This is a genomic window from Micromonospora sp. IBHARD004, assembly GCF_052814115.1.
On the sequence record NZ_CP199934.1, the window covers coordinates 805,346 to 814,927 of the forward strand.

The 9,582-nt window shown below is 71.0% G+C and carries 18 protein-coding genes; 11 read left to right on the forward strand and 7 right to left on the reverse strand.

Annotated features, from left to right (window positions below; translation table 11 throughout):
* Positions 1-42 precede the first annotated feature (42 nt).
* The 11 genes from ACTWO6_RS04025 (at position 43) to ACTWO6_RS04075 (ending at position 4,806) form a co-directional block, all read left to right on the forward strand.
* Positions 43-237, forward strand: coding sequence for a helix-turn-helix transcriptional regulator (locus ACTWO6_RS04025; RefSeq protein WP_446218281.1), 195 nt, complete (start codon positions 43-45; stop codon positions 235-237).
* Positions 234-518, forward strand: coding sequence for a hypothetical protein (locus tag ACTWO6_RS04030; RefSeq protein ID WP_446218282.1), 285 nt, complete (start codon positions 234-236; stop codon positions 516-518). Before ACTWO6_RS04025 ends, ACTWO6_RS04030 begins: the two co-directional genes overlap by 4 nt.
* Positions 515-2,062, forward strand: a complete 1,548-nt coding sequence (locus tag ACTWO6_RS04035; protein WP_446218283.1) for an AAA family ATPase — start codon at positions 515-517, stop codon at positions 2,060-2,062. The genes ACTWO6_RS04030 and ACTWO6_RS04035 overlap by 4 nt, the downstream gene beginning before the upstream one ends.
* A 113-nt stretch (positions 2,063-2,175) precedes the next feature.
* Positions 2,176-2,508 carry a hypothetical protein gene (locus ACTWO6_RS04040; protein WP_446218284.1) on the forward strand — a complete coding sequence of 111 codons (333 nt, stop codon included), beginning with the start codon at positions 2,176-2,178 and terminating at the stop codon, positions 2,506-2,508.
* The gene (locus tag ACTWO6_RS04045; protein ID WP_446218285.1) at positions 2,505-2,714 is read left to right on the forward strand and encodes a hypothetical protein; all 210 of its coding nucleotides are present in this window, start codon (positions 2,505-2,507) and stop codon (positions 2,712-2,714) included. The genes ACTWO6_RS04040 and ACTWO6_RS04045 overlap by 4 nt, the downstream gene beginning before the upstream one ends.
* Positions 2,711-2,905 carry a hypothetical protein gene (locus ACTWO6_RS04050; protein WP_446218286.1) on the forward strand — a complete coding sequence of 65 codons (195 nt, stop codon included), beginning with the start codon at positions 2,711-2,713 and terminating at the stop codon, positions 2,903-2,905. The genes ACTWO6_RS04045 and ACTWO6_RS04050 overlap by 4 nt, the downstream gene beginning before the upstream one ends.
* On the forward strand, positions 2,902-3,186 hold the full coding sequence (locus tag ACTWO6_RS04055) for a hypothetical protein (protein ID WP_446218287.1): 285 nt from the start codon (positions 2,902-2,904) through the stop codon (positions 3,184-3,186). The genes ACTWO6_RS04050 and ACTWO6_RS04055 overlap by 4 nt, the downstream gene beginning before the upstream one ends.
* On the forward strand, positions 3,183-3,434 hold the full coding sequence (locus tag ACTWO6_RS04060; protein WP_446218288.1) for a hypothetical protein: 252 nt from the start codon (positions 3,183-3,185) through the stop codon (positions 3,432-3,434). The genes ACTWO6_RS04055 and ACTWO6_RS04060 overlap by 4 nt, the downstream gene beginning before the upstream one ends.
* A 331-nt stretch (positions 3,435-3,765) precedes the next feature.
* Positions 3,766-3,984 carry a hypothetical protein gene (locus ACTWO6_RS04065; protein WP_446218289.1) on the forward strand — a complete coding sequence of 73 codons (219 nt, stop codon included), beginning with the start codon at positions 3,766-3,768 and terminating at the stop codon, positions 3,982-3,984.
* On the forward strand, positions 3,977-4,342 hold the full coding sequence (locus tag ACTWO6_RS04070) for a capsid cement protein (RefSeq protein WP_446218290.1): 366 nt from the start codon (positions 3,977-3,979) through the stop codon (positions 4,340-4,342). Before ACTWO6_RS04065 ends, ACTWO6_RS04070 begins: the two co-directional genes overlap by 8 nt.
* Positions 4,342-4,806, forward strand: a complete 465-nt coding sequence (locus ACTWO6_RS04075; RefSeq protein WP_446218291.1) for a hypothetical protein — start codon at positions 4,342-4,344, stop codon at positions 4,804-4,806. The genes ACTWO6_RS04070 and ACTWO6_RS04075 overlap by 1 nt, the downstream gene beginning before the upstream one ends.
* Positions 4,807-5,287: 481 nt before the next feature.
* Here the strand turns inward: ACTWO6_RS04075 and ACTWO6_RS04080 are convergent, their stop codons facing one another.
* From ACTWO6_RS04080 to ACTWO6_RS04110, 7 genes are all read right to left on the reverse strand, one after another.
* Entirely contained in the window at positions 5,288-5,527 is a 240-nt protein-coding gene (locus ACTWO6_RS04080; RefSeq protein ID WP_446218292.1) for a hypothetical protein, read from the reverse strand.
* 119 nt (positions 5,528-5,646) lie between these two features.
* Positions 5,647-7,704: a cell division protein FtsK gene (locus ACTWO6_RS04085; RefSeq protein WP_446218293.1), complete on the reverse strand. Its 2,058-nt coding sequence runs from the start codon at positions 7,702-7,704 to the stop codon at positions 5,647-5,649.
* Between the two features lie 2 nt (positions 7,705-7,706).
* A complete protein-coding gene (locus ACTWO6_RS04090) occupies positions 7,707-7,901 on the reverse strand; it encodes a hypothetical protein (RefSeq protein ID WP_446218294.1) in 195 nt (64 codons plus the stop codon).
* Positions 7,894-8,607 (reverse strand): DUF2637 domain-containing protein, encoded by a 714-nt coding sequence (locus tag ACTWO6_RS04095; protein ID WP_446218295.1) that lies wholly within the window; start codon positions 8,605-8,607, stop codon positions 7,894-7,896. Before ACTWO6_RS04095 ends, ACTWO6_RS04090 begins: the two co-directional genes overlap by 8 nt.
* Positions 8,604-8,822 (reverse strand): hypothetical protein, encoded by a 219-nt coding sequence (locus ACTWO6_RS04100; RefSeq protein ID WP_446218296.1) that lies wholly within the window; start codon positions 8,820-8,822, stop codon positions 8,604-8,606. Before ACTWO6_RS04100 ends, ACTWO6_RS04095 begins: the two co-directional genes overlap by 4 nt.
* On the reverse strand, positions 8,819-8,995 hold the full coding sequence (locus tag ACTWO6_RS04105) for a hypothetical protein (protein ID WP_446218297.1): 177 nt from the start codon (positions 8,993-8,995) through the stop codon (positions 8,819-8,821). The genes ACTWO6_RS04100 and ACTWO6_RS04105 overlap by 4 nt, the downstream gene beginning before the upstream one ends.
* Positions 8,992-9,438, reverse strand: a complete 447-nt coding sequence (locus tag ACTWO6_RS04110; RefSeq protein ID WP_446218298.1) for a DUF6907 domain-containing protein — start codon at positions 9,436-9,438, stop codon at positions 8,992-8,994. The genes ACTWO6_RS04105 and ACTWO6_RS04110 overlap by 4 nt, the downstream gene beginning before the upstream one ends.
* Positions 9,439-9,582: the final 144 nt, after the last annotated feature.

A 9,582-nucleotide genomic window follows, 5' to 3' on the forward strand; every position in this document is an offset into this window, starting at 1 on the left:
ATGCTGCCGTCACTACGCAAAATCTGTGCGATAGGAGCAGCAATGCAGAGTCAAGGTCGCGCACTCGCGACGCCGCAGGAAGTCGCGGAGTACCTCCAGAAGCCGCTCCGGACGCTTGAGCGGTGGCGCTACCAGGGGACCGGGCCGCGGTTCTCCACGGTGGGCCGGGGCGTTCGTTACCGCTGGTCCGACGTCGAGAAGTGGCTCGACGAGCAGGCGGGAGCGAAGGTCGCATGACCCAGACACACAGCCGCCCCGCGGGCAACGGGGCGGCGGCAGAGCAGGTCGGCGAGACCGGTAGCCATCCTACGCGTCTCCCTCCCGCCTGGCACGAACAGACCGAGTGGGAAGGCCGGCACCAGTACGCCGAGGGCTACGCCGACGGATACGCCGCCGCCGAGCAGGCCATCGCCAACGAGATCACCACGGCGCTCGGCGTCGAGCCGATGGACCGGCACAAGGTCATCCGCTGGCTCATCGCCGGTGTCGGTGTCGCCCGGAAGGGGGCGACGCCGTGACCACCGACTCCTTCCTGCAGCGAGCCCGAGCCCTGCGCGCCGAGCGCCAGCAGGTTCTGGCCAAGCCGTTCATCCTGCCGGCGCAGCCCACCAACGGGCGCGGATACGGCCAAGCCGCCCTAGCCGGCGAAACCGCGCGGGTGCGCACCGCTGTCGCCGGAACCCGCAACGACACCCTCAACCGGGCCGCCTTCTCCCTCGGCCAGCTCGTCGGCGGTGGGGAACTGGACGAGTACGAGGTGACCCAGGCGCTCGCCGATGCGGCACGCACGGCGGGACTCGACGAGCGCGAGATCGCCGCCACCATCGCCTCCGGGCTGGAGAAGGGAAAGGCCACGCCGCGGGCTCCCCGGGAGATGGCGTGCACCCCCTCGAACCCGTGTCACCGCGACGGCTGCGAGTTCTGCGACCCGGCCGGCTGGCTCGCTGGAGTCGACAGGGAACCGGAAGTCGACAGGGAAGCGGAATGGGCGCAGACGATGGCCGAGGCAACGCCCCAGGTCGTCCCGTTCGCCATCGAAGTAGCCGAAGCCGCCCATCGGCTGAAGGTGCGGGAAGCCGCACGGGAACTGGTGGACCAGGAGCGGCACGCACGCACATGGGCCCCGCCGGACCTGTACGGCACGCTGGCCGACGAACTGGCGCTGCCCCGCCCGGAGGTCTCCTGGCGATTCAAGGGCATGCTCGGCGCCGGACACAACGCGCTGCTGGTCGCCACCCGCAAGTCGGGCAAGACCACGATGGTCAACCACGCCGTGCGCTGCCTCGCCGACGGCGAACCGTTCCTCGACCGGTTCGACACCACCCCGGTAGATGGCGGTATCGCGGTCTTCAACTACGAGGTCGGGGCTGACCAGTACCGGGACTGGATGCGCGACGTCGGTGTGGTGAACGCCGACAAGGTCCACATGCTCCACCTGCGCGGCAAGCGGCTGCCCATCGCTGACCCACGCGTCCGGGCGTGGATCGTCTCCTGGCTGCGCCAGCGGGACATCAAGGTGTGGGTGGTGGACCCGTTCTCGCGCGCCGCCATCGGCTCGGTGGACGACGGCAACGCGGAGATGAAGGTGGGTGCCTTCCTGGACCACCTGGACGTCATCAAAGCGGAGGCCGGCGTGGATGAACTGATCATGCCGGCGCACACACCGAAGGCCAAGGCTGAGTCCGGCGAGGAGTCCGCCAGCGGATCCCAGCGGCTCGAAGGTTGGCCGGACGCGCTCTGGTACCTGACCAAGGACGAGGTGGGTGTGCGCTTCCTGCGCGCTGAGGGCCGGGACGTGGACGTGGCGGAGGAGCAACTGACCTTCGACACCGCTACCCGCGGGCTGTCCCTGGGCGGCTGGGACCGACGCACCGTCGCGGCGAACAGGGACTCCGAATCGGTGCTGGAGTTTGTGGCCGCCAACCCGGGGTGCACGCAGAACGCCATCTGCAGTGAGTTCGGCTGGGGGCCAGGGCGCGCGGGCAAGGCGGTCAAGTCGGCCAGGCTGCGTGTCGAGCCAGGGCCGGGCAAGTCACACCTTCACTACTCGCCGCATCCGTAGGTGCTCCAGGTGCTCCAGAGCACCCCAGAGCACAGAGCACCACGTGGTGCGCTCCGCCTAAGAGAGCGGCGGAGCACAGCACGTCACCGGCAAGATCAAGAAAAGAGGAAGCCATGACCAAGACGCCATGCGTCGACTGCGGCACCGCCGTCACCATCGACCCGGCCACGGACGCAGGCACCAGCTGGCGGTGCGGCCGGTGCGGACGTACCGCCGTCGCGCAGCCAGTGCCAGGCGACGACACCGCCGCCGGCTTCCTCGCCGACCGCGCCGACTGGCTCCGGGTGGAGGCAATCGACCGGGGGCCGGGATCGTTCGACGTGGGGATCATCGTTGACGGCACGTACTACGCGCAGACGCCCGCGGAGCGGGACGAGATGGTGCGCTACTTCGCCGAGTGGCTGGCCCGGGTGCTGACCACCGAGGGAATCCGGCGGCGAGCATGAGCAACCGGAAGAAGCTCCGTCGCACCAACCCCGTCTCGATGCTGTTCCGCTCCCACGACGGCGCACGCATCCCCGGCGGGTGCGACACCTGCAACGCCTACCAAGTCCTGCAGGCCGACCACCACGGACCCAACCTGCACTGCATCACCGTGCACCACGACGACTGGTGCCCCACCTACAAAGCGATGAAGGTGACCGCCCGATGAGCAGCCCCGACCAGACCCGAGCCGGCGTGGCCGACGCGTTCGACTTCTGGCTCAGCCAGCACGACGTGACCGTGCCCCAGGCCATCGAGGACGCCGCAGAACGGGCCATCACCAAATGGCTCAACGCCCACGCCGACGAGCTGATCGAAGCCATAGCGGCGAAGCTCCGGCCCGTTGACCCGCAGCCGTGACCAGCTACAACCCGCTGAGCCGGCCGCTGACGGCCGAACAGGACCGCCCGAGGGGTACGGGCACCACCCACCAGACAGGAGAGAACGTGCCCACCGCCGTCTACGACTTCCCGCACAAGATCCGAGGCGTCAGCAGCGCCAACCGGGAACTCCGCCGACTCGACCGCGCGATCCTCGTCGCCGAAGAACGCCGCGACAAGACCGCCCTGGACTACCTCACCCGCCGCCGTGCCCGCGCCCTGCAAGCCCTGGCCGCCATGCACCGCCGGGAAGCCGCATGACCGCCCAGGCCGGCCCGGTCGCGGCCGAGACGCTCACCGCCGCCCGCGACGTCGCCCTAGCCGCGCTCGCCGAGTCCACCAGCGCCGGCGGATACGCCGCCGCCCGGGCCGCCCTCGGCCAGCTCACCGTCGACCAGCTGCTAGACGTCGCCGCCGTCCTGGCCGTCACCGCCGCCCGGCCCGGTGAGATCCTGCTGACCGCACCAGAGTGGTGGGTGCTCGCCGCACGGCTAGGGGTCGAGCCGTGAGCGACGTGTCCCCGCGTACCGCCGAGCTGGCGTTGGTCGCGCTCGCCGCGGTGCTCCGGCGAGCAGGTGCCCGCCGGAACGGCACCGAGCTGCCCGACGACATCCGGCAGGCGTTCGCCGAGCTGCAAGCCGCCCACGATGCGCCTACGCGAACGGAAGTAGGTACGCGGTCCATCCCTGCCCCACGATCAGAGCTGATCGACACGGCCACCGCCGCACTCCGGCTCGGCCTCTCGATCCGGGCGGTGCAGAAGCGTTGCGCGGACGGTGACCTACCGGCCCGCCGACACGGCGCCCGAATCTGGCAGATCGTGTGGACAGAGGAGGTCCAGTGGCATCAACCACAACCATCACCCGGTACCGGGTGATCTCGCCCTGCGTCATGGCCAAGGTGCCGGTGTCGCTGGGCATGAGCGTGAGGGGCCGCCCGTCGGCGAGCACCGTCATGACGTTCTACCGTGACGCCCTGCTGCCCGCGGACGTCGACCAGGGCGACGTCACCCAGCTGCTCGACAAGAACATGGTGGAGGAGGTGCAGCTCAATGGCTGACCACACCCCCGTCTACGTCGGCGAGAACTTCACCATGACCGCCAGCGCCGCGATCACCGGCGGCCAGGTGCTCAAGGTGTCGGGCGTCAGCACGGTCGAGCCGTCAACCGCCATCACCGACGAGCTCGCCGGCGTTGCCGCCCACGACGCCGCCAGCGGCACCCGGGTCACCGTGTGGCACCTGCAGGGCAACGTGCACGAGCTCGTCGCGTCAGCCGCGGTCACCGCCGGCCAGGTCGTCGAGCCGTCGACCACCGCCGGACAGGTCAAGCTCCGCACCACCGGCACCCGCGTGGGCGTCGCCCTCACCACCGCCGCCGCCGGCGGCGCCAAGCTGCGCGTCCTGGGAGGTGCGTGATGGCCGACGAGCAGCAGCGACCCGATGAGACCGTCGTCGCCTGGGGCGTCAGGACCGGCCGCTACACCGCCGCCCGCGCCGCCTACTGGCAGCAGCGCCTCGACATCGAGCGCCGGCAGATCAAGGCGAGCGCCAAGCCGGACACGCCCTCACAGGTTGAGAGCATCATCCGGAGCCTGGCGCCGGTCTTCCCCGAGCAGCACAACCCGGGCCAGGTGTGGGCCAAGGACGACACCGGCCGCACCGTGCTCGCCAGCACCCTCCAACCCTCCAACGCCACGTCGGCCACCCCACGCCTCGATGCCCTGATGCGCGAGGTGTACGGACCGAGCCAGGCCGAGCGGTACGCCCAGCAGGACGCCACGGCCGAGGCGTCGCTGATCGCCCAGGAGGAAGAGCAGCAGCGGCGGGCCGCCGAGTCCACGCTGACCGAGGACGAGCACCGCGCGATCTTCGGCAACTGACCAGGGCGTCGGCCCGGTGCGAGCAGCGTCAACGTCACCCGAGGCCCGGTGTACGGATCCACCGCCGTGCAGCAAGCCGGGGACGAAGCGCGGGGAGCGGCCAACCTTTCTGCCGCCCTGATCCACGCTGCGCAGACGCACCGGGCCGATAGCCCTCATTACCCTGGGTAGCCCCATCGAGGGTGACGCTCAGTAGCGCCCCCGGCGGGCGGTCACTCAGGGTACGTGGCGGGCAGTCACTCAGGGTCGTGGTGGGCCGGAAAAAATCCAGACCGGGGGGCGGCCCGGACCCCCGCCAGCCGTCAGGCTTTCTCTCCCCGCACGTTTGGCGTCACGCTACGTAGTGGGAAGCGCCGTGGAGTGGGTCACTCAGGGTGAAATCTGGTGGTGACTCGCCCAAGATTGACCGTCTGTAACCGATACTGAGCGTGACAACGGCCCCCAGCGTGATGCCGGGGGCCGTTGTCACGCTTTGATCGGGTTACGCCTCGCGCTGGACGCGCCGGGCGCGGTTCCACAGTCGCCGGCCGATCCGCAGCCGCTTCCCGGTGTACCCGCAGCGCCGGCAGCCCCGGGACAGCTTGCGCTTGCGCTTGCTGTGGAAGTAGCCGCGGCCCTTGCACAGCCAGCAGTCGCGGAACGGTCGGATGATGCACGAGCTGACGACGTAGCGCAGGACGACCACGCCGGTGATAGCGATTGCGAACAGGGTCCCTCTCACGGTGCCCTCCTGGGCGATCTTCGGGTGGCTGGCCAGCCACCGGGCTATCGGGCTATCCGCAGGTCACAGGCGGTGGGGTGCGCTAGCCCGTGCGCTATCGGATAGCGCACCCCCCGCTATCAGTCGCCGATCGCGGGCCGCTGGTCGGCGGGCAGGACGGCGGCCAGGGCGTCGAGCTTGACGCCGTACTTCGTCGAGCCCTTCCCGCCGTCGAGCTTGCGGTGGATCGACACGGTGGCGACGCCGGCGGCCTTCATCGCGGCGCCGAACGTCTTGACGTCCCACTGGCCGTAGATGTCGGGCCGCAGCTGGGCGAGGCGGGGCACGATCAGCTCCGACCACAGCGCCGTCTCACCGTCGACCCACACCGCCCGCACGTCGGCGAGGAGGTTGTACGCCGGGACCCGCTCGCGCTGCTGGTCGGCGGTCGGCAGCGTGCCCGCCCGCTGGCGCAGCTCGAGGGCGCGCTCCACCACCCGCTCAGCGGTCGGGGCGTCCACGTAGTACGTGCGGACCATCGTCGGGTCGTCGTACGCGCCGACCAGCAGGCCCATGCCCTTGTCGGCGGCGGTGAACTGGGTGGCCCGGTAGCCGTTCTTGTACATCGACGTGCCCAACACCATGTCGTTCTCGCTCTGCCCCATCACCCGCAGGCAGAACCGGGCGCCAGCGTTGCCGGAGATCCCGGTCGGCAGGCTCTTCGCGTCGGGCCGCTGCGTGGCCAGGAGCAGCATGATGCCGAGCGCCGGCCCGCGCTTGATCAGGTCAGTGCACAGCGCCTCGAACTCGTCGCCGTACTTCGGGTGCGTGAACATCACCTGGCACTCGTCGATGCCCACCACGATCGGGTGCAGGCCCAGCGACCGGTTCGCGGCCAGCTCCGGCGTCACCTTCGACTCCGGGCACACGTCGCGGGGCAGGCCGCGGATCACCTTCGCCCGCCGGCGCAGCTCCCGGGACAGGTCCCGCAGCGCGCCGAGCAGCGCGGTCATCTCCTCCTCGTCGTCGCCGACGATGTACTCAGTGGCGACCGGCTGCAGCATCCCCAGGTCGCCGGTGCCCTTGAGGTCCACTGCCCAGATTTCGGCCCGCGGGTCGAGGGCGGCGGCGAGCAGCGCCAGGCGCAACACGAACGTCTTACCCATGCGCGGGATCGCGCCGATGACCAGGTTGGTAAACATGAGCAGCAGCGCCAGCGGGGCGCCGCGCTCGTTGGTGCCGAACGGCAGCGGCTTGAACAGGTCAGCCTTCCCGGCCTTCAGCAGCGGCCACTTCGGCTGAGCGGTGTGCGAGACGGGCACGTCGGACACCCAGATTTCGACCTGCCCGGCGTGCTTGCCGGGCTTGAGCCACACCTGGTCGACGGGCAGCCGCAGCGCCGGCGAGCCGGCGAGCTGGGCGCGCTTGTCCATCACCATCGCCGCGGTGACACCCGCCGGGAGGTCGACCAGCGCCGAGTAGCCGGGCCCGTCGCGGTGGATCTCACGCGGGAACTGGAAGTCTCCCGGCTCCTTGCCGTACCCGGTGGCCAGCAGCGCCGCCCGCACGACCTCGGCGGTCAGCTTGCGGTACGCCCGGCCGGGCGTCACCCGGTCAAGGATCGGCTTGTCACCGGGCCGCCCGTGGCGGGCGGCGAGCAGCACCAGGGCGACGAGGACGGCGTACCAACCGACCGGCGGCATGTCGGCCACCACCGCGGCGACGACCAGCGCGAGCAGCAGCACCAGGCCGGCGCCGACCACCCACCAGCGGGCGCCGGACTCCTTCGCGCGTACCCGGTTCATCGACTGCCACAGGTGCCAGTCCTCGGTGTTGGCGGCGGACTGCCGGCCCTGCCAGTTGTGCTTGCCGCCGGCGGCCCACCAGAACGTCGACGAGCCGGCCCGCCACGCCCCACGCGGCGCGTAGGCGGCGACCTTGGCGGCGTACTTCGGGGATCGGGTCAGGTGGTAGGCGGCGGTGTGCAGCCCGTAGGCGGCGGCCCAGCGGGACAGTGCGCGCCGCTGGTCGGTCGAGCGCAGCGACGCCGGGACGATCGGGCGCCGCTGGTCGGTGCGCGACACCAGGTCGCCGAACGTGACCTTGCGGTCCGGCGGGTCGACCGGGCCGCCGGCGGGCAGCGCGTCGAGGTCGTACGACTCGGCGTCGTCGAACTCGTCGAACGGGATGGTGGTCATGGTCAGTACCTCCCCATGGCGTTGGCGGCCAGGTTCTCGATCCGCACGGCGGTGACGTCGAGCAGCTCGCGGCGGGACATGGTTTGTTCTTCGGTCAGTTCCTTGTTGATGAGGGCGGCCAGGGCGTGCAGCCCGCCGGCGATACCGGCGAGCCGCGCGTCCAGTTCGGGGCAGCGGGTGCAGGGCTTGTCACACACCGGTGGCCTCCAGGACTGGCGTGCCGTTGATGCGGGTTTCCGCAGCTACCGGCGCGGTTGGTGACGGCAGATAGCGGCGGGCGGTGGACTCACTCACGCCGGCTTTGGCGGCGACCTGCGCCACCGTTCCGGCGGGCAGCTTGGCGGCAGCACGGGCCACCTTCTCCGCGCTGGTGAGGGAACGGGGACGTGTCCGCTTGGCGGCCGGCTTGGCGTCAACCGGCGGCGGCGGTGGCGTCACCGGGCCGATCGGCTCGGCGTAGTTCCACGGGTCGACCGGGGCCGGCTCTGGCGTCACCTCGACCAGCTCGGCGTCTCCAATTGGAGACACGACCGGCAGCGGCTTGCCGGAGCGGGCGAGCACCTCGACGGCCAGAAGGAAGGACACCGCCGGCACGGCGGCGACCAGTCGGGCCGTGATGGTCGGCTCGGCGGAGGCCACGTTGGCGGCGAGGGTGGCGAGGATGCCGAACACCAGCGCGACCCGGGCGGACAGCCGCGGGCGCCGCTGGTGCCGCTTGTCGTCGAGCATCGCCAGGGTGGCGACCAGGATCAGACCGTCGATGGCCAGGGGCAGGACGGCGGCGACGCCGGGGTGCTCGCCGGCGTTCGTGGCGACGTCGCGGATGTGGACGTAGGACGCGCTGCCGGCCACCGCCGCCACGAGGGCGGCAGCGGCACGGCTGGTGATGGTGGTCAGGTTCACCGGGTACCTCCGGTCGGGCGCAGCTGGTAGCTGGGGCATCGCTGGCTCTCGTGGCGCGGGCCGTCGCAGAACGCGCACGGGCCCTTCTGGCCGCCGTCCGGCAGCCCGCAGTAGCCGGTGTCGCCGTGCCGGCCGCCGGTGAACACCTTCACGGCGGGCCGCCCGCAGGTGCACACCTCGCCCGGCTCGGCCGGACGCTCTCCGTACGTGCTCACCAGGTCAACTCCTTCGGACGGTCGGCGAGCCGGCGGGCGACCTGCTCGCGGCGAACGGTGCCGGCGTACTCGTTGGCGTGCCGGTAGACCAGGTGCCGGGCGACCAGGGCGACACCGCCGACCACGACGGGCAGGCCGAGCACGGCCAGCAGCAGGTTGGCGAGAGGACTCATCGCGCACCGCCCTCGACCAGCTCGGCGGCGGCCAGCAGCGCGGCGGCCAGGGCGCGTGCCTGCTCGACGCTGCCCGTCCAGCCCTGGACGCCCTCACCGCCGACGTAGGCGCCCTCTGGCCCCTCGGCGACCGTCAGGACCACGCGGGCCGGGCTGATGACCGCGCCGTCCTCGTCGCTGCGCTCGACCAGCACGGTGGCGGTGGCCGGGTCGCGGTAGGTGGCCGGGTCGCCGGCAGTCAGCTCGGCGAGCACCTGGTCGTGGACGGTGCCGAGGAGGAAGCCGTCGACCTCGATCTGCTCGCCGGAGTGGTCACGGCGGCACCAGGGCGGGCACGGGGCGGTGACCAGCTCGACGGCCGGTCGGGGGCGGGGAAGCGGGATGGTGTCGGCGTCGATCAGCCGGCTACCGGCGGGGACGGGTGCGTGTGCTGAAATAGTCACGGGTCGCCTCCTACTTAGGCGATCAAGGGCCCGGAGCACAGGTGTTAGCGCACCTGCCGGGCCCGTCTTCTGTTGTGCGTTCATCACACAATAACTGCGTTGGCTCACCAGCACAACTACCGAGCGCGATTTGGGGCACAAAAA

What these genes read in the sequence shown, in the direction of transcription:
- ACTWO6_RS04025 (WP_446218281.1), top strand. Translation starts at nt 43, where the DNA reads ATGCAGAGTCAAGGTCGCGCACTCGCGACGCCGCAGGAAGTCGCGGAG.
- ACTWO6_RS04030 (WP_446218282.1), top strand. Translation starts at nt 234, where the DNA reads ATGACCCAGACACACAGCCGCCCCGCGGGCAACGGGGCGGCGGCAGAG.
- ACTWO6_RS04040 (WP_446218284.1), top strand. Translation starts at nt 2,176, where the DNA reads ATGACCAAGACGCCATGCGTCGACTGCGGCACCGCCGTCACCATCGAC.
- ACTWO6_RS04045 (WP_446218285.1), top strand. Translation starts at nt 2,505, where the DNA reads ATGAGCAACCGGAAGAAGCTCCGTCGCACCAACCCCGTCTCGATGCTG.
- ACTWO6_RS04050 (WP_446218286.1), top strand. Translation starts at nt 2,711, where the DNA reads ATGAGCAGCCCCGACCAGACCCGAGCCGGCGTGGCCGACGCGTTCGAC.
- ACTWO6_RS04060 (WP_446218288.1), top strand. Translation starts at nt 3,183, where the DNA reads ATGACCGCCCAGGCCGGCCCGGTCGCGGCCGAGACGCTCACCGCCGCC.
- ACTWO6_RS04070 (WP_446218290.1), top strand. Translation starts at nt 3,977, where the DNA reads ATGGCTGACCACACCCCCGTCTACGTCGGCGAGAACTTCACCATGACC.
- ACTWO6_RS04075 (WP_446218291.1), top strand. Translation starts at nt 4,342, where the DNA reads ATGGCCGACGAGCAGCAGCGACCCGATGAGACCGTCGTCGCCTGGGGC.
- ACTWO6_RS04085 (WP_446218293.1), bottom strand. Translation starts at nt 7,704, where the DNA reads ATGACCACCATCCCGTTCGACGAGTTCGACGACGCCGAGTCGTACGAC.
- ACTWO6_RS04105 (WP_446218297.1), bottom strand. Translation starts at nt 8,995, where the DNA reads ATGAGTCCTCTCGCCAACCTGCTGCTGGCCGTGCTCGGCCTGCCCGTC.